This window comes from Polaribacter sp. IC066, from assembly GCF_007997085.1.
Taxonomy (GTDB): domain Bacteria; phylum Bacteroidota; class Bacteroidia; order Flavobacteriales; family Flavobacteriaceae; genus Polaribacter.
The window spans coordinates 94,115-118,146 of record NZ_VORR01000005.1 but is presented as its reverse complement, the minus strand read 5'-3'; the positions used below and the strand labels follow the sequence as shown (position 1 = coordinate 118,146).

Below are 24,032 nucleotides of genomic sequence, written 5' to 3'. Positions count from 1 at the left end.
TCTTTTAAAAATAGCTCTGAACTTATTAAGAAATGAAACATCAGAAAAACAGGGAATTCCTGGTAAAAGACTTAAAGCTGCTTGGAATGAAAAATATTTATTAAAAGTACTTAGTGTCAAAGTATGAGTTTGCCCTGTAAACTTATAGATAAATAAAATTTCATACCTTTGAGTAAGAAGAAATTCTTTTTCTTTTTCATAGCAATTTCACCACCTCTCTATAGAAGTGGTGTTTTTTTTTCTAAAAATGACCGAAATACTATCAAAATACACAAAAGCTTTTAAGACTTTAAATAGAGGTTTTAGTAAAGGTCTAGGAAAAGCTCCTCACAAACCTATTCTTCTGCTTTCTGTAATGCAACAAATAGAGAAAGGAAGTATCAACTCAAATAGAATTTTTATTACACCTGATTTACTTCTTTCTTTTAACAACAATTGGAAAATGTTAGTAGAAACAAAACATATTTCTAATTTCTCACTTCCTTTTTTTCATATGCGAAGTGAATCATTTTGGATTTTAGTCACAGCGCCATCCATGAAATTAAAGCTAACCAAATCTAAAAGTATTAAAAGCTTCAAAAACTTAAGAGAAACAATAGCCTTTGCAGAAATTGATAAATATTTATTCAAACTATTACAAGACCCTATAAACAGGGCTTTTTTCACTGAAACGCTATTAAGGGATTACTTCCCAAATACAAAAGCAAATTTTAATCAAATAAATACAGAGGAATTAAAAATAGAAAATCAGATTTTAAATGAAGAAAAACTAGAATATCAAACTACGTTAAGTGTATTAAGAGCTTCTTTAGATAATGATAAGTTTGAGCAAGAACTTTTTATTAGAGGTGGTTTATTCAAAAAAACAATTCCTAAAATTTATAATGATAGTTGCTGTATTTCAGGAATGAAAATTGAGTCCTCTACAAACGCCCAAATGATTGATGCTTGCCACATAGTTCCTTTTAGTATTTCTAATGACGATACAATTCCGAATGGAATCTCATTATCCCCAAATTTACATAGGGCATTTGACCGAGGTTTACTAACTATTAATAAAGAGTATATTGTTGAAATTTCACCATTTGTAAAAGAGAATAATTCTACCTTTTCTTTATCACAATTTAACGGTAAGAAAATAATGCTGCCAGAAAAAGCATCTTGGTATCCCTCCCGTGAGTACTTAACATGGCACAACAAAGAAAGGTTTATAATTTGATGTTGCTTTTTAAGATTAAGTTCTTTTTTTTAAATTTTCTTTTTATCACTTACTTTAAAGTGTACAATTTCCATTTTATAAGTTTGTATACTATTGATAATTGTAAAAATTGCTTTAGCGTAAAAGGAATCATTTAATTAATAGATTAATTAGAATAAATATAAAAAACCTGGCTGCTACTAGCAACAAAAAGCCTCACATTTCGGTGAAGCTTTAATAGTATTATGATAAAACTCTCAAATTTCTAAAAGGCTTTAAGTTTATAAAAAGTACTCATTAATCTTTTAAATTGATGCTCTTCTGAATCTAAATATAACAGGAATAATTTTCTACACCCTTAACAACTTTACTCAACGGCCACTTTAAATTAGTTTTTAGTACCAACATGACTAACTGCCTCTTGTTGCTTTTCTTTTGAATCTATCGTATTATTTTCATTCGAATACTTGAAATAAAATAATGTGATTAAAAAGATGACAGAGAAGAAAATTGCAGCCACTGCAAATACAAACTCCTTTTGTTCGTTATTTTTTTTCATACTTGACTTTATGTTATTTGTAGACATAACTATTTTTAAAATGGATTGCTTGAACTTTTACTCGCACTCTTACTACCAAATCACTAGAGCTGAGTATCACCAACGGCTTAAAATTTCCGCAAAAAACAACTTTACTTATTCGGACGCGAAATTAATACAAAAAAGGCATTATTAATAACTTTATGCTGTTTTTCAATAACCTTTAAAGAGATAATTTTGTACAACTTATCTTAATCACAAAACTTACAGACAACAAAAAATGAACTACCTAATAAATTTGTGACTATTTTATGAAGCTATTTTTTTAATAATTCCTTTCAATTTTATTTCCATTTCTAGGGGTGAGAGATATCCTGAACTAGCATGTAATCTTGTTGTATTATACCAATGCATATAGCCTTGTATAGAGTTATATAATTGGTTATCCGAGGTGAATTTAAATCGATATAGCCATTCGTATTTGATTGTTTTAAAAAAAGCTTTTAGCTACAGCATTCCTTTTTTATTAAAAGCTGCGCTTTTGTTCTTAACACCAAATCTTTCCTGCTCATACTTTGAGTTATTTTAAGGTTAAAGTTACAGAGATTAGTCATTTTGTTTGATGCATACTGGACACCTCTATCAGAATGAAAAATAAATTTATTGCTAATACTTCTTGTTTTTCGAGCTTTAATCCAAGCTTTCATTACGGTATTTTGAGTTGTCATATCTTCACTTAAAGACCATTCAACAACTTTTCTATCAGCAAGATCTATGATGGTTGTTAGATAACTCCAATCGTCATTCACTCGAATATAGGTGATATCAGATACCCATTTTTTTCCTAACTTCAGGCTAGAAAACTCTTTATTTAATTTATTTTTAGCAATTAAGTGTTGGTGGTTAGCGTTTGTTGTAATCACAAATTTTCTTTTTAGAACACTTCTTAAACCCATTTCTTTCATTAGTAATCTTATATAAGATTGGGAGTAAAACAGGTTTTCCCTTTCCAGTTTTTTTGAACCCTACAGCTACCATAAATTTCTCGGTTATCTTCAAAGACGATTTTAATTCTCTCTTTTCGATGTGCTGTTGGTGTTTTTAAAAACACAATATATTTGTTCTTAAACCAATTATAGTAAGTGTTTTACAAACTTTCATAGATCTACATATCTTTTCAACTGGATATATTCACATTTTCTAAAATGAATTGATATCTTATAAGTTGCTCTTGAAGATTTGATATTAAGAGGAGAAAATATCGTTTTCGGGTTGTTTGATTACCGCCTTTTTTAAGATGTCACGTTCCATCGTTACATTCTTTAATTCCTTTTTTAGCGCATTCAGCTCTTGAGCTTCTAGATACATTTCCTTTTTTTTTGGAAAAATCTCCAGATTTCAACTTGTATTCTCGTTTCTAACGCCCAACCAGGCTAAGCCTTAAGTCATAATCCTCACTAACTTGTTTTGTTTTAATACCGGAATTTAATAGTTCTACGATTATAACTTTAAATTCATTGTCATACTTTTTTGCCATACCTCAACTATAAAATTAATAAGCTCATAAAAATCGTCACATCAAAGGTAAACACTCCAATTTAAAATTTCTGGCATCAATTAGCGCATTCATTGTTAGCGGAAGCGGAAGAAACACTCATTGTTATCTTAATTTAGATAATTAAGTGATCATACATTACTTTTTAAAATAGTCTTTGGATGTAAGTTGTTTCTAGTTGATTAAAAAAATAAGCGATTCATTTTTAAAAAACATCTTCAAATAAGAATGCATCTAAAAATAAAGCAGTTTACTGGTTCGTTTAGTAAAAGTGTATTTTACAAAAAGTAATAATTGATAAAAATTCTAGTTATTTTCATTTTTAAAGTTCAGTATAATTTAATTTCAATTAGTACCGTAAACTTTACTATTCTTGCAATTAACTAATAACCATATTATTAAAACAAGTAAAATGTTTTTTCATAGGTTCTAACTTTAAACTGAAGTTTCCTTTCTGTTTTTAAATAGTGCAGCAAGAAGGCTCAAACCAACTAAAACATCAATAATACTCACTAAAAACCCACCTAATAGTATTTTAAAAAAGGGTTGGAATAGTAAAGCTCAACTTATGTAACTAAACATCTTTTTATAGTCACTCCAATAGCAGTATATCATCACTTATAGACAATTCTGAAAACTCAAAAGATATAGGCTTAAAATAAAACTTTAAATAAATAACGCCTAAAAATAACTTTAAAAAGTTAAATAACTGAAGCAACATTTGTCGCTGAATCTGAATTCTAGTTGGCGTATAATCGTTGAGACACCAACCGATCGGTAATAGTAAATAGGTTTAATTTCCAGTTGGCACAAATCAATAATTTAAAGCAAGCTTTTCAAAGAACTATGCAAATATATTTTGCTTGTGTACAATGTAATTAGACGATTTTTTTTATCAAAATTAAAAGTACTCTAAAAAGGTCTAATTTAGTAAGCTATTAACTATTTAGTTGAAAATGGAAACATATAAAATTCAGGATCAGGAAATGTCCCCGTATTTTTCCGGATTTCATAGTTTTCTTGTTTTTTGTATTGCTTTTCAGTACAAATTTTGACTCTTTTTCTAATATTTTTTAATCTATTGTATGTGAATTTTTTAAAGATTGTTTCTGACCTAATAACTGAATTTGAAGGATTTACCCCCTCAAGGATAAATCCTTTTCCACTCTCCAACATACTAAAATTAGTTTGTATTATTCGATCATGAAAATCAAAATTAAGCTCATTGTCTAACAATATGATTCTTATGTCAGTTAAAGGCAGCTTTGTTTCAGATGAAATAAACTTACATCTTTTTTTAGCTCTCTCCTTTATTTTTTCGGGTAAATGCTCTAAATTTCGAGCAACGAGTTTTCTGGTTAAAAATGAAACATTCAATTTATTATTGTTCTGCTTCATTTTTTTTAAAATCGGAATAATATTCTCTTCTACCTTTTTAATATCGTCACCAGATAAAATGTATTTATCAATAATTGTTATTTGGTTATATCTTAAATTGGAGTACTCAGTTAAAAAACCCCAACCTTTAAATGTTTCGCTAAGGTCAATTTCAAAATGTAGTTTATCAATAATTTTATTTATTTTTTCTTGGTAATTATCAAAGCAAAAACACAATGCCCCTTTATTTTCTGCATCTACAAACCAATCTTCCTGTTCATTTGTAAAAACAATCGTTTGACTGAAGTCTGAGTTGGAAAATAAATGTTCTTTGATCGAGTTTACAGGTGTTGGCGGTATAATGTTACTGATTAGGGCAAAAAACTCATTTTCTGCATCTAGTTTTTCAAAATTTTCTACGTTGTAATCTATAAAAACTCTTTTTTCACCATACCCAATAAATATTTCTTTTACTGTTTTTTGAATAAGCTCGTTAATGTAAGCAGCCTCAAAATTATCAAGAAATTCTTTTTCAATATATAGTTCCATATTAATTGCTTTGAGACTTGTTCAACTTCATTAACTCAAACTTTAAATTGGTTGCTTCATCATAAAAACCTGGACCAAAACTATCTGAAAGCCCACCAAATTCATTAATTTTAATTTCTTTTACTTTTGGTTCATTTTCATTCACATACTCATCAGCATTAAAATAATAAATTACAGCATCATCTTGCGTAATTTCATTTTTTGCCGACAAGTATTGAAGCTTTCGTATTAAGTATTCACTATGTGTTTCTAAAATAAAATGTGTACCGAATGTTTTGTTTGCTAAAACGAAAACATCTGCTAATTTTGCTTGTAAGTTTGGGTGTAAATTAGCTTCGGGTTCTTCTATAACAAGAGTTGGTTTTAGACTATCAATATAGGACATAAATGAAGGAGATTTACTTATTGCCTCATCTATAATTGCTGATTTATTGGTTTCATTCAGTTGTGCAGAAAGAACAATTTTAAGTAGTATTGGTAGTACTTGCGAATACCCATACCCTAAATCAGCAGTATCAGTATTTTTATCATTATGAAAGATAGAAACTGTTGTCTACCTGCCTTTATTTCTATCAATTTTTAATGCTCCTTTAATGCTTAATAATTCTAAAGAGTTAATAATAAAAGGATGTGCAGTATCTAATTGAGCACTATTATATGCTTTTGCAATCTCTTCAATCTCTCCATTAGAATTACCTCTTTGTGCCGAAATAAAATCTACGTTTGTTAAAGAATATTTGAGTTTATCAAGGCTGTTTTGAATATTATCAATGACCAACTTTCTAAAAATATCTAAATTTTCTGCTTCAATATTTATAGAAATGTTATCATCGAAAAAATTAGATTCACTCTCTCTATTCAATAGTTCACTTTTGAATAATTCTGACAAATTTTCGTTTAGACAATTTTCATACTTCCAATTATATAAAGGCTCATCTATATTATCAAAACAATCCGAAAACAAATCACTCCGCTTACTCTTTAAAAAAAAACTATTGCAAGGAGCTTTAGCCTGATTTATAGTGCGTTCTACCAAAAGTAAATCATCTCTTAAGTCTATAAATTCATTTATATTAATATTAACCCATTCTTCTTTTTCTTTAAATCTGTAGGTATAAAAAAGAAAATCGTTAGCTGTTTTAATCGCATCATCTGAAATCGTATTATTCTTCATTTTTTCTTGAAAAACAAACTTTTTAATGTATTTTAAATCAAATGAAAAATTATAGTATAAAGCAGATTCGTCATTTATAAAGGTTTGATAATTTGAATCCGTGCGATCAAGTGCTATGTCATCAATTACTAAAAAACTCCTATGCTTATTGAAAATTTTATAAGATTTAATAAAACCCACCTCTCCCATTCTTCGATAGACAAGTTCTAGCTTAAAATCTTCATCAAAGTAATCTAAAGGAAAATCAACTACAAGTGTTATATTCTCCTTATCATTGTCCCAATTAACAGCGTTTTCGAAGGTTCCCAAGTTGTGATTTCCCTCAATAAAATTTAAAACATTAAGACTACCAATGTCTTTAACGCTTTGTTGCAAAAGATTCATCATTTTTAAAAAGGAACTCTTCCCAGAATTATTAGTTCCTGTTAAAACAGTAATTGGCGCCAACTCAAACTCCGTTAACTCTTTAAAAACTCTAAAATTTTCTATTCCTATTTTCTTAATCATTTTGGCTATTTTTTTACGCGATTACTTCAAAAAGAACACTTATGATTAGCGATTTGAAATTTTATATTTATGGCTGATATTTAAAACAGGTTGGTGTATTTGTATCAATTCTTTTTCAAGCAACATTAACTCTTCTTTATCTTCAAGTTCATGAAGTTTTAAATATAAGTTGTCTTTTATGTATGCAACTGTATCTTCACCTGGTTTTATATTATATGTACGTCCAATATTTTTTCTAAAAGCACTTTGGTCAATTCCGGCTTTTAACACTCCTTTTACTTCTTTAATAATCGGGTGCTCTTGTTGGAAGAAATCTTTTACACTCTGCTTTTCTTCTCTGTATTCGATGTATTTGGGGTTTAAATGCTGTCTTACAATTCTATTGTAAAGACCATTTACACCAGAGCCGGTGCCTATATAAACTACTTTATCTGTATCCTTTGTGCACCAAAAATAAATCCCTTTTGCTTTAGGTATAATCGCTTTTAAATTATTGGCATTCGGATCAACTTTTTTCAACTTTGCTATTGCTATCATTATCTTCTATTTTTAATATTAATAGTGCAAATATATTTTACATGTGTGCAATCTAACTGCATACTTAAATTAGTTAATTCACTTGATTAAATTCTTCTACAATTTTAAAAATTCTATCAGCTTGCTGCACACTAAAAACACCATCAATTCCCATATTGTGATAATTTTTAAAAGGAGAATCGTATAATTTACTGGGTTCTATTTCACCGTTAGTAGTTAAGAACTTTTTAATGATATCTAAAAACTCAATTTGCACAGCATTTAATTTATATTCATTGATGAAATTAGCGAAAGCAGCATCTACTTTTTCGGGACTTAAACCCATTAATGAAATAATAAATTTTACTAGACTAAACTGTGAGCCTAACTCTTTTTCGATAGCTTCTTTATCTATGCCTCCTTTAAACAGTATCTCTTCTAATACTTGAAGTTCTTTTTTTGTAATAGTCTCACCTTTTCTAATTCTCGCTATCGTGATATGGTTTGCGTTTTCGCGTATCAGTTGTTCTAAACGGAATACATTATTTTGAAATGGTGATGGAATATACCCAGTACCTGCTTCGTTTGAAAAACCACCTTCCTTTATTTTATCCTCTAAAATATAATCTGCAAAATCTGTCGTAACGTATCGCTGATCTACTGGATCTATATACTTTACTAATTGACGGACTCCCTTTCTTAATTTTTCTAAATGTGCAATGCCATCTATTTTCCAGAAATCTTCTTCTAATGGCAGTTTAATCAGGGACTCTTTTAATTTAACGGCTGGTATTGTTGTCTTCTTTAAAAGTTTATTTGATGTGCTCACAACTTTACTAATAGGAACTATAAAGCTATTTGTGTACTCTTCTCTATTTGGTGTTTCAAGCCTTTTTGTAATTAACGTAAATAGCAGTTTATCATAATATCTCGCCAAGTCCGTATCTCCTTTTTGTGGTTTTACAATTGGAGCTAAATTATCTTCAATACGTTTTATATCTCGCTTCGATAAATGATTCCATATTTCACGGTTCTCATTGCCAAATTCGTGTACAATCTGGAGTTTCATTTTCACATCGAATCTCTTTAAATCTAAAGTTGCAATATCTCGATGTAAGCCATCAACTAATTCGGTTTTGAATTCTTGAAGCGCTTTATTGTCTTTAAACTGATCACTTTTTAAATACTCTGCAAGCCGCAAGCGTAAGCCAAACAAAATTTCTGTCAAACTTTTTTGTGAGCTCGGTTCTATGCCTTCTGGATTCTCCTTAAAAAACTCAAAATTTTGACAGAGATCAAAAATCAAGAAATGTGTTTTGTCTTCGCCAGGACCAAATAAATTTGGACGTAATCGAGAACCTCTGCCTTTCATCTGCCAAAATTTAGCATATGATTTTACAGGTTTATAGAAAACTAAATTCACGCAACTTGGTGCATCAATTCCTGTATCCATCATATCTACAGAAATGGCTATTTGTGGCAAACGTTCTTTTTCTTCGTCACAAAAACGATTGATAAACTCTTTTGCTTTTGGTTCATTGTGAACTATTACTTTCACGTAATCATTGCCAAACTGCTCTTTATCTAATTCCATAAAAGTGTCTTTAAGGAATTGTGCATGTTTTCTATTTTTAGCAAAAATAATGGTCTTCCCTAACTCTTCACCACCTCGTTTTTTAATACCATTTTTTAGTATATAACGCAGTGTTTCTATGGCTGTAGGCTTATTAAATAACCACTTATTTAATTCTGACGAAGCAATCCATTCATTACCAGTTGCCTCCTCACCATCTAATATTTCTTCTTCAAACTCTTCTTTTTCTTCCTCTGAAAGTTCGTCATATTTGATTCCTTCCAGTAAGAATTTTGTTGGAAGATCAATCGTTTTATAAGGTGTTAAATGTTTATTTTTTACTGCTTCTTCAAACGTATAAGCGTCAGTAGGTGATTTGTCTGGCAGGCCGAATATTTGGTATGTGTTTCTATCTATATAATCTATTGGTGTAGCTGTTAAACCTAAAAACAAAGAATCGAAATATTCAAAAATAGCTTGATACTTTTTATAAATAGAACGGTGAGCCTCATCTACTATGATTAAATCAAAATGACCTACCCCATAAAACCGAGCTTCTTCCTCTCGACTACGATCTATTAAGCCCATCATCGTTTTATAGGTCGAAAAAGCAATTCGAGCATCTGGATTGTCTTTTTCCTCCAAAAGATTCACACTTGAGTGCTCTGGAAGAAATTTAACAAAATTTCGTTTTGCCTGCTCTACAAGACTTATTCTATCCGCAAGAAACAGAATACGTTTTGCCCAATTACACGCTAATAGTAATTTTGAAAACGCAATCGCTGTGCGCGTCTTTCCTGTGCCTGTTGCAAGTACCAAAAGCGCTCCACGATTCGTCCCTATTAACTTTCCATCACTTTTATCTGTTCCTGCATAATGCTCAGCAATACTTTTAATAGAGCGCATTTGGTAAGAACGCCCAGAGATTTCTGTGTCTATAGGTGCCGTGCGAATGTCTTTACGATGCGTGCGACGAAACATTGCCGTCTGTAATTCTGATTTGGTATAAAAACCATGTACGATTCTTGATTGTTTATAAAACTGATCATCCCATAAATATATTTCATACCCATTACTGTAATACATAATTGGACGACGACCATGCATTTTTTCTAAACTATCTGCATATAATTGTGCTTGATTTTCTCCTTTGCTTGCACTTTCTAACGTTCTTTTTGCTTCAACTAACGCTAGTGGTAAACCATCATCATCCCATAATACATAATCTACATAACCCGTTTCTGAAGCATTTGTAGCTTTTGGCATAAACTGCACTTTATATTCTTTATCATTTACGCCTTTTAAATCCCAACCTGCTTCTCGTAAAGCAACATCGATTAGGTATTTTCTGGTTTCAACCTCATTTCGATGGTGATGAACCTCATCTTCTACATTTGCTTCAACTTTATTGTTTTCTATCTGCGCATTTAAAGCTTCTATTTGCTTTCTAAAAAGTTCATTTTCAGCCGCGAGTAGTTGCTTTTCTTCTTCTTTTATTTTTAATTGCGCTTGGTAGGTATTCAGCTCACCATCAAATTGAGTTTGCAGAGCTTTTATTTGTTTTCTCGAAAGTGTACTATCTCCTTTTTGTGGAATAAAGTTAAAATCAAACAAACCCAACAAACCTGATTCTATTTGCGCATAAGATTTAGAAAACCACTTAGAAAAATAGAATAGATGTTCTATAATAATATTTGAATCTACATCTGTTACAGGATTGTTATGTGCTGCAAGATTGCCTGTTTTTTTTATAACATGTAACTCGTTATACATGCTATGGTTAAACTGTTCTTTAAATGCTATTTGCAATAACAAATTATGCAATCCTTTTTCATAGGGCAACTCTAGTTCATCATCGTTTACATACATCCAGTTTACAGCAACTTCTAGCGCCATACGTGCATAGAATAATGATGCTCGTGGATCTGTAATAACCAATTGTTCTGCTTTATGAGCTCTGTCATAAAAGACTGGAAATTCTTTTGCTAAAAATTGAAAGTTTGACTCCATTTGCGCTGCTCTATTTATTTTACACCTTTTTTTTATTATTTATCAATAACTTCCCAATACCCAGATTTTGTTGAACCTATGCGCTTCAATTTGCCTTCTTTTTTTAGATTTGCTATATGATACTCAATCCCACGCCTACTTAAACCTATCTGCTTTTCTATCTTGCTAACGGTTAATTTTGAATCACTTCTAAAGAGTCTTAATAATTCTTCCACAGTTTCTTCCACAGTTTCTTCCACAGTTTCTTCCACAGTTTTATCAATAGGAATTACAATTTTAAATACATCACCTTCTGTAAAACTAGGCACTGCACCTGGCGTATAAAACTCCAAATACTTATACGTGTTGCGTATACCAGAACCTAATTCATCTACCCAGCCAATTTCTTTAAAAAATTTGGCAATAACAGGGTTTTTAGGATAAGGCGAAAAATTAGTTGGATCTATTGCACCGTTTCCTTGTGGCTTATTCCAATTTTCGGTGCGAACTTGAGCTGCTTCAATAATTAATTTTGCAGGAAAAGGATTTGTGTATTCTCTGTGCACCAATAAATTACCAATAATTTCCCGAAACAGGTTGTCTCGTAAATTAATTCGTTGTCCGTTTATAATGGTAAACTTCTCGGGTAAATGCTTTGTAATAAAAGCCATTAAACGTTCATAACTTTCTATAATATTGGTGCGGATATCGTCCCGATCATCATAACGGTCTGTGTTTTCTACACGAAGAATAGCATCTGTTTTATGGTGTGCCAAGACGTTTTGTATGCATTCATCAGAACCAAATAACAGCACTGCCGCCAATGTATAACCTTCAGCACCTGTTTTCATATCTCGTTTAAACAAACCTGCCGATCGCAGTAACTCTTCATTATCGATGGCTAACCAAGGATGTCTTGGTTGTATATTCCGAACCAAAGCTCTTACTTTATCAAAAAGAGAAGGCTTAAAATCTGATACTTGTACAAACGGAAATACTTGATTTTCCGAATAAGTATTTTGTTTGCGCAAATATAATTGTGCAACGAGTTCGTTGTTTCTGGTAATATTAAAGTCGCCATCTTGGCTGCGATCAAAAATTTTACCTCGTGTAGCGTGTACCTGAGAACTTTCTGGTACATAAACTATAATTAGCTTTTTACCATGCACTTCTAAAACTTCTGGCGATAGATAATACGGCGGATTTAAGCGATCTGGATTATTGGCGCTGCTTACAATATTATCTAGTATATTTTGTACTTGATTTTCTTGAACGCCGGAAATGCTTTTATTCCCATCACTAATACCTAAAATAAGATGCCCACCACTACGATTTAAAAAACCACAAACAGAATCGAACGCATCTTTGTTAAGACCTATACTTGCCGCCTTAAACTCAATTTGAGTGCCTTCGCCTTTCTCTAATAGTTCTTGTAGTTTGGTTTCTGTCATAATTTATAAAGATACTAATGTAAGTTTATTTATTTTTAATTTATTTTCTGTCTTCATCTTTATTTTTTAACTCCCCTCTTGAGAGGGGTGCCCAAAGGGCGGGGTGTGTGATGATACTGTTTCTGTTTTCTTATAATGCCCACCCCAGTCTGCGACCACTCCTCCGAAGAGGGGAATGGCTTACGGATGTGAAAATTTTTCACAAATAAAAACTTCTAATTCTTCTAATACGTTATTTAAATCGTATTTTACACGCGTGTCTGAAATACGATACATTAAAAGCCCTAAACATGTTAAATAAACCTCCCTTTTCTTATCATATTCTTCTTTGTTATTATGACTAGATCCATCTATTTCTATAATTAATCCTAAAGATTTAATGTAAAAATCGACAATAAAATTTCCAATAATCCTTTGACGATCAAAATCTATGTGATGAAATAAATTGTTTTTTACCTGTAACCAAAAAATAACTTCCGACAAAACTCCTGCTTTTCTTAATGCCCTCGCCCTACTTTGTAAGGACTTATTTTTAGGCAAAATACCAATTGCTCTCCTGTAAATAGGGATGCCGTTTATACGAGTTATAATTTCTGTCTTCATCTTTATTTTTTAACTCCCCTCTCAAGAGGGGTGCCCAAAGGGCGGGGTGTGTGATGATACTGTTTCTGTTTTCTTATAATGCCCACCCCGGTCTGCGACCACCCCTCCGAAGAGGGGAATGGCTTACGGATGTGAAAAAAGCTCTCCTTTAAATGCTTTTTGTAACAGGCAATTAAACAAATCTTCACTTTCTTGCAATTCTTGTTTGGCTAACTTTTTTTGTTGCTCTATTAACCCTATTTTTTCTGCGAATTGGTTTTGGAGGTTTATTGGTGGAACTATTATTGGAATTGCTCTAACGGCGTCTTTTCTAATAGTTTTAGTTACAGCACCTTTCACTCTTTTACTAATTTGCCATACACCAAATTTGGTTGTTAAATAGAAATAAGCAAATAAAGTATTCATATTTTCGTTAAGGCGCAACATAAACGCATTCATGCCTAAAGATACTGGACGCTTTAAACAAGGCATTAAATAAATTTTCCCTGCACTCCCAATCTTATTCATTATAATTTCACCACCATAAACTTTTGACTTGCTTAAAAACTTATATGCTGTTTCAGAAATATAATTTACCCCTTGTTCAAAATTATTATTTTCTAAATCTGTGGTTCTGACCATTAGCGCGTAATTCAATAACAGCAACTTTAGTCCAATCTTCTGTAATTCCAAATGCTAATAATAATGCTGAATAAGTTTTACCAAATCCACTTGCTCCTGACAATCCTAATCTTAATTTAACTTGATGTCTTTGTGCTTTTTGTAATTGCATAATTTTAAATATTATTGTTTATAATTTACTTTATGAGATTCTCCCATAAAAAAAGACATAAAAAAAGAGCTTACATTTCTGTAAACTCTTAATTTATATCTGATACTTTAATTGACTATAAAACCAATTCTTTTTTTACAACATTGTCGTTAACAACGCTTTCTTCTTCAGTTACATATTGATAACTATGTTTAAGCGTAACCACCTCTCCTGTTTCTGGAACTACATATTCATATGGTGCAACCTCAACTTTTTGAATACTCCCAGGAAAGTCTGAACCAATTAAACTTTCACATGTAACTTCATCAAATGTACAAGGGACATTTACTTTTCTTACTGTAAAATAAGTTTTTCCTGTTTCTTTGCTTTTCACAGCTTCAATTCCTCCTTGTACAATTAATGCACAAAACTCTGACCCATCTTTTCTTTCAAAGGTCTTAAATCCTACAATTTTTACCATAGTTTCTTAAATTTTAAAGATTATTAATTAGCACCGGATACCCGGCAAAACTCAAGGTGAGTGGGGGCTGATGTTAGATTAACTCGCTTTTACTATGGAAAAAATGTTAAAAAATTTTGAAAAAATAATTTTTTTACCTCAAGCGTGATATTGAAATTAACAAGATTAGCAGATCGCTTGAAATTTAAAAATTTTCTAATGATTTTTTCAATTTTAAAGAATCTTCAACCATTTCTCTTTCTTTAAATTTTCTCTCTTGTTCAAGAAAATTAATTGATTCTTGCTTCTTTTTACTTAAAATATATTTCTTAACTAATTTTTTATTATAAACTTTAATTTGTGTCTTAATATTTTTTAATTTATAATAAACATTAGAGCCTCTTTCGGGAGTGTCTATTCTTTCAAAATTATTTTGAACAAGCAATTTTAATTTATTTAAATTTCCGCTATAAGTATATAAAGCATTATTACCCTTATTATTAATAAATTTATAAAATACATCAGCTCCGACAAATCTATTATTTGTATTTTTATTTTTTAATTCAGAATAAATAACTTTTCTTGTAATTAATTCATACGGTTGTTTTATAAAGACTCCTTTTGGAAAACTTATTAATGTTTTCTCAACTTGTTCAAAATTTTCGTCCATATCTTTATTAAAAAAGGAATATTTCAAAGGAAGTTTTTGAAGTGTCTCTAGCTTTTTTTCACTTACTAAATAATTGTCATAATTTTCAATAGGTGCACCAAATAAATTATAGAACAAATCCATTAATTTTGGTTTAATTAATGTATTTCTTGCTTCATCAACTGAATATCTAATTGTACTTAAAACATTATAATCATCAAGCTCAATATCTATCATAACTAGTTTACTTAAATAAAAAGTAAGATAAACTTCACCTTTAAAAGCTTTACCATCAAAGTAAACTGCAACTTTTTTATTAAAGTAATTAATATCTAAAGAATAATTATTTAGATTCCAATCTTCCAGGTACAATGAGTCTTTTTCCATACTTAATTTCAATCCCCTAAACCCATTAATAATATCAATATTTTTAGATGAGCTTTTATATATACTTCTGTTAAACCCTCTCTTTTCTAATAATAAGGTAGCAGAGTTTAGAGGTAATTTAATAGCAGAGTTTTCTCTCTTACAAGAAAAAAAAAATATCAGTAATGTTATTAATGCTATTTCTTTCATAATTTAATTTTATAGGTTCTAATGATAAAAAAGTTATGTAATAAATATTTTTTTATCCCATAATAAGTTCACCAATTTTGACATTTGTAGAATTACACTTTTTACAGAAAATAGGCTCGATAGCAGAAATATTTTTATGTGAACAAGTAGCTTCCTTTAAATTTTCATAAATCTCACCACATTCTTGACATTGGCAAGGTTTATTAGATTCAGTTCTTAAATTAGTTATAAATGATTTTGATTCAAAACCACAATCAAAACATTGTATAGTTGTAGCTCCTGAAATATTTTTAAAATATAACAACTCTCCTATTTCTATTCTAGAAACATTAGCTTGATTTCTCTTTATATAAAAACAAATACTTGGATTCTTCTTAACGAGATTTTTTAACTTCTCATCAGTTAAATTTTCAGTTTTATAAACCCCTTTTAAACAATGAATACAATTACCTATTATAGCTTTGTTTTCTTCTTTTAAATCATTTTCAGTAATGTTGTGTTTACAATTTAGTTTTTTTATTAACTCTCCATTATCTGTGTAAATTGACTTTGTTTTTAAATTGATTTTCATTTTAATTAATTTTCACCCCACACGCTTGCTTGAAATTCTTGAATCCTTAAGTTCATCAAACCTACTATAGATTGTCCAATTTTATTTTGCTCAATCAAACTTAAATTCCTCACATTATTCAGATGTTTTTTATACGTTAGCTCTTTTTGTAAATACTTATATTTCCAAATTATTGAAAGAACTCCTTGGTTATACAATAATTCTATCTTATGATTATTTCCTTGAGAATGTAAAAGAAAAAGATGCCTCTTACCTTCTGGTTTAACAATGTAATTATCATCAAAGGCATAATTAGTAAGATGGTTTACGATTACCTTAAACTTTTCTTCTAAAGCTTTATTCTTTAAATCGTCATTATCCTTGGAGTTATTAATTAATGCCATTATCACAAAAAATCCTACTATCAATACCACCAATATTATTATCATTTTTTCTAATTTAAAATTTGATTTGTAAATTCATTATAAGTCTTTTCAATTGTTATTTCTAATTCAGTTTTATCTAAAACTTTCAATAATTCCTCCCTTAAACCTCTTGTAAACCCTTTTCATAAGTATAAATAATTACTCATATTTTACACTGTGAATACTTCAGTCACAACAGTTAAAAAAGATCAGAAGCATTAAGAACTAGACATTCTAGATTATTTAATTTTTAAACATAAAAATAATTTAATCTTTTAGAGTTAACTATTAAACCATTCTATTAAGTCCTTATAATGGTTATTAAAAACTTCATTCATTTGCTCATCGGTTAAAAAACCATCCTCATCAATTCCAAAAATTCTTTCCAATATATCAGCGTTAAACATACCATAAACTATTAAATCAAAATTTTCATTCCCATTATAAATATTACATCCTTTATAAATACAACATTGAGTTAAAAAAGGCAATTCTAATGCCCCTAGCTCCTTAATCATCTCCAAGGTCTTATCATATATTAAGCCTTTAACAAAGATTAAATCTCCTGAATTTGGGTTTAAAACTTTAAGTTTGACATATTCTCCATTAAATCTTCTTTCCCCCAACATCTCTAATATTTCACAAGGAACTACATAAAAGTTTTTTTGATAGTAATCACTAAATCTTTTAATGGGTTTGATTAATCTAAAATCTGTTGGCATTATTTTTTATTTTAACGTTATAATAACTCTACTTTTAACTATTCGGCTTATTGAATTACAATTTGAATAAAATTGTAGTTTCATATTTACAATTTGTTAAAATGTTTACGTAGTTTTAAATATACATTCTAAGTTTCTGATAAATTCTTGATTTTATTTGTAAAACAACAGTGTTTTAAATTAATTTTAATGACTTTTATAACTTGAATATTTTAACCAGTACTTTAATTAAGCTAGCGGATAAAATGACATTTATTAAGTATGAAACTTAATCTGCCTTTTGAAATTAACAACTTGTATTTATATTATCTAAATTCTGTAAAACTCACTCCTTGAACACTAATTTTTTCTAAAATTTCTAATGGTATCCACTTTATTGATTTTATATAGAGAAAGAAAGCTTCTCGACCATTTACAACTTCCATTACACCATTGAAACCTCCAACATTTAGAGCTTTATTTGTACTTATATTAAAATAATAGTTAAGAATACCAACCATAGAAGACTTTAATAACAACTCTTTTGATTGGGTATTCCATTTTTTTAAGTCTATTAAAATATAATATTCATTACTTTTTGATAATTTAGACTCTTTGTATTTTCTGTAAGTTGTTTCCGATCGCTGTTTCAAAATTTTTTCAAATTCCATAACTAATTCGAATAGTGTTAATTCCTTAAGTTCTATAATTTCCATTTTTCTTGAATTTAAATGTCCAGTCCCATAATATGGATAAAGTTTAAAAATTAAATTTAATAATCAAATATTTCAACACCACTATAACTTACACCTCCATCAACATTAAAACTACTAGAAATAGGGTAACCATCTGAATCATAAGAATAGATTGCACTAAAGAATATTTCGCTACTATCATCCGCATCTATTATTTCTTTTATATTGTTTGGAGAAAAATAAAGTCCACTCCGGCTTCCTTCTAAAGAATTACCCATTTCTACATTAAAGAGACCAAATTTTTTAAATAATATATAGATTGGGTTTACCTTATTATCATAAGTAATAGTAACTGGATCATTCATTTTTCTAGGATTCCCATTTGTATCAAAATCGGAATAAATATAAGTTTCTTGTTTTCCAATCAAATAATCTTTAACATCTACTTTATAGAACCTTCCGCTTGAATCATAATCGAGGCTACAAAGAACTTTTCCTGCATTATCAGTAATAGAAATTAAATTTCCATCCCCGTTATAAATTTGTTTTGTTATTTGACCTGTCGTTTTTATAGAGATATCTATATCTGAATAACTAACACTTTCTTTTTGATAAACAGTTTCTATTTTTCCATTTGCACCATATTCAAATTCACTTAAAGCACCAGATTGACCATAAAACCATGCTTTTATAAGTTTTCCGTTTTCATATATAAATGTGTCTGGGTTGTAATAATCTGGAAATTCAGGATTCTGCACTGTAACTTGTGTTATTAATTTTTCAACATTTGGCAAGTCTCCTAGGTTGTCTTCTTCATTATTACCTCCGCAAGAGGTTAGTAAAGTTAGACAAAGTAATACTGATAATAAAAGTCTATTTTTCATAATTTATTTTTTTTAGTACATATAATAACTATAACGCATGTATGCGTTAATGTATTGTGTATTGTTTATTGACTTTTACCCAGTGATAAAAGTCAAGAATAAAAAATTCATAAAAGCATTTGGTATAAACCTAAAAATGCTCCGTAATGAAGCTAATCTTTCTCAAGAAGATTTAGCAAATGACTGCGATATATCTATATCACAAATTGGTAGAATTGAAAGAGGAGAGATAAATACTACAATTTCAACTTTATTTGTTTTAGCAAAAGCTTTAAATATTGAGGTAAAAGATTTATTTGGTTTTTAATAACCACATTAAAAAAGAAAGAATTTTCTTTTTCTTTCTCAAAGCAATTTCACCACCTCACTATAGAACTGGTGTTTTTTATTTATTTGCTAATTGAGTAGTCATAAAAACATGATAAATATTTTATTGATTAATCAACTAAAAAATCATGAATTTCAATAATATCATCCCTACCTATTTGCACTAAATTTCTTGTTTTTTTTAAATAAATACCTAGAGATTTCTCGTTGTATATAATTTTCATCATATCAGAATAATCTGTCACTACATACATATCTCCTTCTAACTTATAAAATGGCAAAACAAGTTTACTCTTAACCCTGACTCCTTTATTAACAATTTTACCTTCTTTTAAAGTCTTCTGTATTGTTCCAATGTTTTTCTCATCTGAAGAAACTTTGACATAAGAAGTCATCATATTGATCCACTCGGATTCATCAACTAAATGCCATATAAATCTATTAAAATCTATACCATTTTGATTTATCCATCCATCACTTAAAAAAGCAAATAGAACATATTTTTTTCCGTTTAATTCTACTTTATCAGCGGGTTTAAAAAGTTGTACTTTATAAGTTACAATAGATACTGCAGAGGCATCCTTCTTTTTTTTTGCATCAAAGTCAAGTGTTTTTAAAGAAAAACTTGTAAACTCTGAATACTCTCCCAGAATCCATTCTGTTGCTTTCAATTCTGCCATTTCTTTCATTTGAGAGTTAATAGCAATTGCAGTTCCAACAGCTGCTATACCAGCAACTGCAGCAACAATTCCATTATTTTTTTGAGCTTGAGATTTAAAAGAAAACAAGACGCATAAACAAAGTGTAATAATTTTAATGTTTTTCATATTTTTCATATTTTATATTATAATAATTAGTTTTAATCTAACAGAATTTATTTTTTTCTTTCTTTAATAACGAAACCCTCTAAATTTACTTTAAGCAGAAACACAATCCGCAGTACATATTTTATAAAATGGAAATTTATAATTTTTTTTACTTAAATATGTACGGTTTTCCATAATCACAACTTATTTTTTAATATATTCATTTGTTCACTCACTTTTTTCTTCACAATTTTCCCATAATGAGCTTGTGTAACATTCATATTAGTATGACCTAATAGTTCTGAAACAATTTCCATTGGTACGTCATTAAATAGCAATACAGTCGTTGCAAAAGTCTTTCTAGCAGTGTGGTGAGTTAGTTTTTTATCTATGCTTAAAAGCTCTGAAATCTCCTTCAAATAGGAGTTGAATTTCTGATTACTAATGCTAGGTAATTCATTATCATACTTCTCTAAAATCTCTTTTGCTTTTGGTAGTACTGGAACTGATATTTTTCTATTTGTTTTCTTTCTAATCATCTGAATCCATTCATTTCCATCAAATCCAATTTCTATATTATTAGTTTTCAAAGTTGTCATTTCTGTATATGCCAATCCTGTATAACAGCAGAAAACAAACAGATCCTTTACTTGTTGTAGCCTAATTTGACTAAAAGTATGCTTCTCTAAAATTGTTAGTTCCTCATCTGTTAAATAAACAATTACAGTTTTATACTTCTTATTCTTATATAGATGGAAAGGATCTTTTTTTAGATAGTTCTCTGAAATAGCAAACTGAATTATTTTCTTTACTCTTTGGATGCTTCTATAAACGGTTGCCTGTTTTAATTTCAATACCGTTTTAAAGAAATATTCTAAATCTTGAATAAATTTTAAGTCCAAATCTTTCAATCTCACATCTTTTCTTTTGTAGAATTTACTGATAAATAAAGCTAATTTCCTCCTGCTCTCTAAATATCTGCTCCAAGACAATTCATTAAAATCTATACCAATCAGTTTTTTAGTCTTATCATTATGTAAATCATACGCTCCTAAAATGGTAATTTCCTCTTTAGAATCTTCTCCTTTATACTTCCTATAGATATCATCTACATCAAAATCATTAGGCAGAATTTGAAGCATTAAAAAAGCCTTATCTATCTGTTGATGAATAAGGCTTAGTTTGTTGTTTAAAATGGTGTTTTCAGTGTTTGGTGGAGAAGCTTTTTGTTTACCACTATCCCAATTATCTGGATTGATAAATAACCCCGTAGAGAATATTTTTCTTGTTTTAAAGTATGTTATCCTGCATCTAATAGGGCATTTTCCCTGTTTGTTAATTCTTACTTTTTGTAATAAGAACAATATTGATAGTTTATAATTATTCATAATATTTTGTAGTTTTTTGTAGTTTTTTTGGTGTACCTGAAGTAAAAATGGTGTACCCGATTGTGCACCTAAAAAGGTGAAATTTGATTAATAAATTAATTGAAATAATACTGAAGTGAAATATAAAAAAGACTGCAAACCCTTATGAAATATACAAACAACAAAAAAGCCTCACATTTCTGTGAAGCTTTAAGTGAGCCCTGCAGGATTCGAACCTGCGACCGCCTCCTTAGAAGGGAGGTGCTCTATCCAGCTGAGCTAAGAGCCCGTAGTTTTAAAGTTGCTACGTACAACTATGTCGGGGTGGCAGGATTCGAACCTGCGACCTCCTCGTCCCAAACGAGGCGCGATAACCGGGCTACGCTACACCCCGAAAATATGTAGCTTATAAAATGGATATCTAAACTAGATAAACAATTTTAAAATTGTAAAAAATTTGCGGAGAGACAGGGACTCGAACCCTGGCGACAGTTACCCGTCGACAGATTAGCAATCTGCTCCATTACCACTCTGGCACCTCTCCGGTTTTTGAACTTCATTGCAATTGTTTAAAATTGCGAGTGCAAATGTACTATTACAATTACAATTCTGCAAGTTGTTTTTAACTTTTTTCTGTATTTTTTTTATTCAGGATATTCTACCCGCAAATGATATATGTTCATCAATTTTTTCTTGATCACTTTTTTAATCACTTTGATCTCTCTAAAAGTAATATCTGAATTCAAAAATTGATTATCTGCCATTTGTTTATCAATAATTTTATCAATTAAAGCGTTAATTAACAATGCCGTAGGGTTTTTTATACTCTTTGAGGCAGCCTCTGCAGCATCACACATCATTAAAATAGCGGTTTCTTTAGAAAAAGGAATAGGCCCTTGATATTGAAATTTTTTAATATCGATCAAAGAATCAGGATTTAATTCTTGTTCTTTTTTGTAAAAATAATACGCTGTACTCGTTCCGTGATGTGTTCTTATAAAATCGATAATTCTATCTGGTAACTTATTTTTTTTAGCCAACTCTACTCCTTTTATCACATGATCTGTAATAATTTTAGAACTATCTCTGGGTGATAAATCGTTGTGCGGGTTTACGCCTGTAGATTGATTTTCTATAAAATACATAGGGTTTAACATTTTACCAATGTCGTGATACAAAGCACCAGTTCTTACAAGCATCGAGTTTGCACCAATCTCATTTGCTGCAGCTTCTGCTAAATTAGCAACTTGCATAGAGTGTTGAAACGTTCCTGGGGCTTTTTCATTAAGCTCTCTTAAAAGCTTTGTGTTGGTGTTAGACAACTCTAAAAGTGTCACATCAGACACTAAACCAAAAACCTTTTCATAAATATAAATTAAAATAATTGATAAGAATGAAAGTGCGCCGTTTGCTGCAAACAACCAAAAATAATCGCCATTTATTTGAGATGGATTGCCTTCCTTTATTATCGAAAATGCAAAGTACGTAATCATATAAATCCCTGTAATTTGAGCAACAGAAATAAACAGATTGGCTCTTTTATACAGTTCAGAAACGGTTAGTATGGTTACAATACCCGCAATAATATGCAGATAAATAAACTCGAAACTATTTGGTACAATATACCCTAAAAGCAACACTGTTAAAACATGCGTAAACAATCCTAAACGTGCATCGAAAAAAGCTTTTATAATAATAGGAAGAATACTTAAAGGAACAATATATAAATAATCTGAATTATATTTGATCACTAAAGTTTGAATAAAAATAATAGCAAAGACATTAAAGAATATAAAAGTAACTTTATTATTATTTTCGAAAGTTTCAAATCGATATTTATGCAGAAATAACAATAACATCAGCAAGGCCAATGACACTAAAATTGTGTATCCAAAAACAATCCAATTATAATTTGAATCTGTCCATACTTTAGATTCAGATTCACTTTTTAAGGAGTTTAAAATTGCTAATTTCTTGCCTTCAACAATGCCTCCTTTTAAGATAATTAATTCGCCTTCGGTAACTTTTCCTTGCGTATATGAAATGCGATTAATTTCATTTTCGACTACCTTATCTGTAAATACTTTATCGTAAGAAATATTTGGTTTTATAATGCTCGCTAAAATATTTAAGAGTGATTTTTGCCCTAATGAATATGGTTCTTTGCCTAAATTAGAATTAATAATCGTTAAAACATCTTTAGAAGTTAGCAGACTTTTAAACAAAACATCTTGCACCTCATTGTCTTTTTTTAACGCTATAATTTCATTAGTGCTAGAAACTCTATTCTCACTTGTTACCGCTAAAAAACCAGGTGTATAAACTTTTTTTATAACGCTTTCACCAACACTTTTAAGCCTATTAATAGCATCAAACGTTAAAGAATCATTGGCTTTTAAAAGTCCTATTCTATTTTTAAAGGTTTCATTTACTTTAGACACCAATTCGGTGTCATATAAAAAGTACAATTTTGTATTTGTTTTAATTTCTTTCTTCTCTAAAAAAATTTCTTCGGCTGTTTTTTGAATCGCAAAATCAAAGGTTGCGTATAAATTGTCATACTTCCAAAGCTGACCATTGTTAAAATCATACTTAAATTGACCTCCTTTCGGAAATAAATAGACAATAGCAACTGTGGTAATTAAAAACAAAATCACCTTGTAGATAATTGTATTGTTTCTGTAGATTTTATTTACAAACTCACTCATGAAAAAAACGTTGTTAAGCACACAAACTTACAGTAAAAATGCGAACACAAAAAATTACAATTATAATAAGATTTCTTTTTGATTTAAAATGGTTATTTTAGCA

General features: G+C 29.7%; 22 protein-coding genes, 3 tRNA genes and 1 pseudogene. 2 read left to right on the top strand and 24 right to left on the bottom strand.

The window, feature by feature from the left end:
• Window positions 1–247 precede the first annotated feature (247 nt).
• Window positions 248–1,219, top strand: a complete 972-nt coding sequence (locus ES044_RS02850) for an HNH endonuclease (protein WP_147117859.1) — start codon at window positions 248–250, stop codon at window positions 1,217–1,219.
• Between the two features lie 367 nt (window positions 1,220–1,586).
• Here ES044_RS02850 and ES044_RS02845 read toward each other — a convergent pair whose 3' ends face one another.
• The 18 genes and pseudogenes from ES044_RS02845 to ES044_RS02755 form a co-directional block, all read right to left on the bottom strand.
• The gene (locus ES044_RS02845) at window positions 1,587–1,784 is read right to left on the bottom strand and encodes a hypothetical protein (RefSeq protein ID WP_147117860.1); all 198 of its coding nucleotides are present in this window, start codon (window positions 1,782–1,784) and stop codon (window positions 1,587–1,589) included.
• Between the two features lie 261 nt (window positions 1,785–2,045).
• Window positions 2,046–3,273 (bottom strand): annotated as a pseudogene (locus ES044_RS02840) (IS3 family transposase).
• Between the two features lie 960 nt (window positions 3,274–4,233).
• On the bottom strand, window positions 4,234–5,217 hold the full coding sequence (locus ES044_RS02830) for a hypothetical protein (RefSeq protein WP_147117861.1): 984 nt from the start codon (window positions 5,215–5,217) through the stop codon (window positions 4,234–4,236).
• A 1-nt stretch (window position 5,218) separates the two neighbouring features.
• Entirely contained in the window at window positions 5,219–5,758 is a 540-nt protein-coding gene (locus tag ES044_RS02825) for a DUF3696 domain-containing protein (protein WP_223269099.1), read from the bottom strand.
• A 12-nt stretch (window positions 5,759–5,770) separates the two neighbouring features.
• Complete coding sequence (locus ES044_RS02820; protein ID WP_147117863.1) at window positions 5,771–6,898, bottom strand: AAA family ATPase; 1,128 nt, start codon at window positions 6,896–6,898, stop codon at window positions 5,771–5,773.
• Between the two features lie 45 nt (window positions 6,899–6,943).
• Entirely contained in the window at window positions 6,944–7,435 is a 492-nt protein-coding gene (locus ES044_RS02815; RefSeq protein WP_147117864.1) for a GIY-YIG nuclease family protein, read from the bottom strand.
• 73 nt (window positions 7,436–7,508) lie between these two features.
• On the bottom strand, window positions 7,509–10,997 hold the full coding sequence (locus tag ES044_RS02810; RefSeq protein ID WP_147117865.1) for a DEAD/DEAH box helicase family protein: 3,489 nt from the start codon (window positions 10,995–10,997) through the stop codon (window positions 7,509–7,511).
• A 35-nt stretch (window positions 10,998–11,032) separates the two neighbouring features.
• On the bottom strand, window positions 11,033–12,427 hold the full coding sequence (locus ES044_RS02805) for an RNA-binding domain-containing protein (protein WP_147117866.1): 1,395 nt from the start codon (window positions 12,425–12,427) through the stop codon (window positions 11,033–11,035).
• A gap of 180 nt (window positions 12,428–12,607) precedes the next feature.
• Window positions 12,608–13,030, bottom strand: coding sequence for an endonuclease domain-containing protein (locus ES044_RS02800; protein ID WP_147117867.1), 423 nt, complete (start codon window positions 13,028–13,030; stop codon window positions 12,608–12,610).
• Between the two features lie 123 nt (window positions 13,031–13,153).
• Window positions 13,154–13,651, bottom strand: coding sequence for a restriction endonuclease subunit S (locus tag ES044_RS02795; RefSeq protein ID WP_147117868.1), 498 nt, complete (start codon window positions 13,649–13,651; stop codon window positions 13,154–13,156).
• Complete coding sequence (locus tag ES044_RS02790) at window positions 13,623–13,802, bottom strand: hypothetical protein (RefSeq protein WP_223269096.1); 180 nt, start codon at window positions 13,800–13,802, stop codon at window positions 13,623–13,625. The genes ES044_RS02795 and ES044_RS02790 overlap by 29 nt, the downstream gene beginning before the upstream one ends.
• Window positions 13,803–13,917: 115 nt before the next feature.
• Window positions 13,918–14,262, bottom strand: a complete 345-nt coding sequence (locus tag ES044_RS02785; RefSeq protein WP_147117869.1) for a hypothetical protein — start codon at window positions 14,260–14,262, stop codon at window positions 13,918–13,920.
• 184 nt (window positions 14,263–14,446) lie between these two features.
• The gene (locus ES044_RS02780) at window positions 14,447–15,466 is read right to left on the bottom strand and encodes a hypothetical protein (RefSeq protein ID WP_147117870.1); all 1,020 of its coding nucleotides are present in this window, start codon (window positions 15,464–15,466) and stop codon (window positions 14,447–14,449) included.
• A gap of 52 nt (window positions 15,467–15,518) precedes the next feature.
• Window positions 15,519–16,037 (bottom strand): hypothetical protein, encoded by a 519-nt coding sequence (locus ES044_RS02775; RefSeq protein ID WP_147117871.1) that lies wholly within the window; start codon window positions 16,035–16,037, stop codon window positions 15,519–15,521.
• Window positions 16,038–16,042: 5 nt separating this feature from the next.
• On the bottom strand, window positions 16,043–16,465 hold the full coding sequence (locus ES044_RS02770; protein WP_147117872.1) for a hypothetical protein: 423 nt from the start codon (window positions 16,463–16,465) through the stop codon (window positions 16,043–16,045).
• 257 nt (window positions 16,466–16,722) lie between these two features.
• On the bottom strand, window positions 16,723–17,163 hold the full coding sequence (locus ES044_RS02765) for a hypothetical protein (protein WP_147117873.1): 441 nt from the start codon (window positions 17,161–17,163) through the stop codon (window positions 16,723–16,725).
• Between the two features lie 305 nt (window positions 17,164–17,468).
• Window positions 17,469–17,858, bottom strand: a complete 390-nt coding sequence (locus tag ES044_RS02760) for a hypothetical protein (RefSeq protein WP_147117874.1) — start codon at window positions 17,856–17,858, stop codon at window positions 17,469–17,471.
• A gap of 56 nt (window positions 17,859–17,914) precedes the next feature.
• Window positions 17,915–18,721, bottom strand: coding sequence for an RHS repeat domain-containing protein (locus ES044_RS02755; RefSeq protein ID WP_147117875.1), 807 nt, complete (start codon window positions 18,719–18,721; stop codon window positions 17,915–17,917).
• Between the two features lie 37 nt (window positions 18,722–18,758).
• Here ES044_RS02755 and ES044_RS02750 point away from each other — a divergent pair, with 37 nt between their 5' ends.
• A complete protein-coding gene (locus tag ES044_RS02750) occupies window positions 18,759–19,028 on the top strand; it encodes a helix-turn-helix transcriptional regulator (RefSeq protein ID WP_317132300.1) in 270 nt (89 codons plus the stop codon).
• 130 nt (window positions 19,029–19,158) lie between these two features.
• Here the strand turns inward: ES044_RS02750 and ES044_RS02745 are convergent, their stop codons facing one another.
• The 6 genes from ES044_RS02745 to ES044_RS02720 all read right to left on the bottom strand — a co-directional run bounded on the left by ES044_RS02745 (window position 19,159) and on the right by ES044_RS02720 (window position 23,929).
• On the bottom strand, window positions 19,159–19,875 hold the full coding sequence (locus ES044_RS02745) for a hypothetical protein (protein ID WP_147117877.1): 717 nt from the start codon (window positions 19,873–19,875) through the stop codon (window positions 19,159–19,161).
• Between the two features lie 176 nt (window positions 19,876–20,051).
• The gene (locus ES044_RS02740) at window positions 20,052–21,242 is read right to left on the bottom strand and encodes a site-specific integrase (RefSeq protein ID WP_147117878.1); all 1,191 of its coding nucleotides are present in this window, start codon (window positions 21,240–21,242) and stop codon (window positions 20,052–20,054) included.
• 194 nt (window positions 21,243–21,436) lie between these two features.
• Window positions 21,437–21,510 (bottom strand) — tRNA-Arg (locus ES044_RS02735).
• Between the two features lie 30 nt (window positions 21,511–21,540).
• Window positions 21,541–21,615: transfer RNA gene (locus ES044_RS02730), tRNA-Pro, on the bottom strand.
• Between the two features lie 66 nt (window positions 21,616–21,681).
• Window positions 21,682–21,765, bottom strand: a tRNA-Ser gene (locus ES044_RS02725).
• A 100-nt stretch (window positions 21,766–21,865) separates the two neighbouring features.
• Complete coding sequence (locus tag ES044_RS02720) at window positions 21,866–23,929, bottom strand: HD family phosphohydrolase (protein ID WP_147117879.1); 2,064 nt, start codon at window positions 23,927–23,929, stop codon at window positions 21,866–21,868.
• Between the last annotated feature and the right edge of the window lie 103 nt (window positions 23,930–24,032).

Coding starts and splice junctions, on each gene's coding strand:
- ES044_RS02800 (WP_147117867.1), bottom strand. CDS start 13,030: ATGAAGACAGAAATTATAACTCGTATAAACGGCATCCCTATTTACAGG.
- ES044_RS02785 (WP_147117869.1), bottom strand. CDS start 14,262: ATGGTAAAAATTGTAGGATTTAAGACCTTTGAAAGAAAAGATGGGTCA.
- ES044_RS02765 (WP_147117873.1), bottom strand. CDS start 17,163: ATGCCAACAGATTTTAGATTAATCAAACCCATTAAAAGATTTAGTGAT.
- ES044_RS02790 (WP_223269096.1), bottom strand. CDS start 13,802: ATGCAATTACAAAAAGCACAAAGACATCAAGTTAAATTAAGATTAGGA.
- ES044_RS02745 (WP_147117877.1), bottom strand. CDS start 19,875: ATGAAAAACATTAAAATTATTACACTTTGTTTATGCGTCTTGTTTTCT.
- ES044_RS02720 (WP_147117879.1), bottom strand. CDS start 23,929: ATGAGTGAGTTTGTAAATAAAATCTACAGAAACAATACAATTATCTAC.
- ES044_RS02750 (WP_317132300.1), top strand. CDS start 18,759: ATGTATGCGTTAATGTATTGTGTATTGTTTATTGACTTTTACCCAGTG.
- ES044_RS02795 (WP_147117868.1), bottom strand. CDS start 13,651: ATGGTCAGAACCACAGATTTAGAAAATAATAATTTTGAACAAGGGGTA.
- ES044_RS02850 (WP_147117859.1), top strand. CDS start 248: ATGACCGAAATACTATCAAAATACACAAAAGCTTTTAAGACTTTAAAT.
- ES044_RS02830 (WP_147117861.1), bottom strand. CDS start 5,217: ATGGAACTATATATTGAAAAAGAATTTCTTGATAATTTTGAGGCTGCT.
- ES044_RS02810 (WP_147117865.1), bottom strand. CDS start 10,997: ATGGAGTCAAACTTTCAATTTTTAGCAAAAGAATTTCCAGTCTTTTAT.
- ES044_RS02775 (WP_147117871.1), bottom strand. CDS start 16,037: ATGAAAATCAATTTAAAAACAAAGTCAATTTACACAGATAATGGAGAG.
- ES044_RS02845 (WP_147117860.1), bottom strand. CDS start 1,784: ATGTCTACAAATAACATAAAGTCAAGTATGAAAAAAAATAACGAACAA.
- ES044_RS02770 (WP_147117872.1), bottom strand. CDS start 16,465: ATGATAATAATATTGGTGGTATTGATAGTAGGATTTTTTGTGATAATG.
- ES044_RS02740 (WP_147117878.1), bottom strand. CDS start 21,242: ATGAATAATTATAAACTATCAATATTGTTCTTATTACAAAAAGTAAGA.
- ES044_RS02815 (WP_147117864.1), bottom strand. CDS start 7,435: ATGATAGCAATAGCAAAGTTGAAAAAAGTTGATCCGAATGCCAATAAT.
- ES044_RS02780 (WP_147117870.1), bottom strand. CDS start 15,466: ATGAAAGAAATAGCATTAATAACATTACTGATATTTTTTTTTTCTTGT.
- ES044_RS02820 (WP_147117863.1), bottom strand. CDS start 6,898: ATGATTAAGAAAATAGGAATAGAAAATTTTAGAGTTTTTAAAGAGTTA.
- ES044_RS02755 (WP_147117875.1), bottom strand. CDS start 18,721: ATGAAAAATAGACTTTTATTATCAGTATTACTTTGTCTAACTTTACTA.
- ES044_RS02760 (WP_147117874.1), bottom strand. CDS start 17,858: ATGGAAATTATAGAACTTAAGGAATTAACACTATTCGAATTAGTTATG.
- ES044_RS02805 (WP_147117866.1), bottom strand. CDS start 12,427: ATGACAGAAACCAAACTACAAGAACTATTAGAGAAAGGCGAAGGCACT.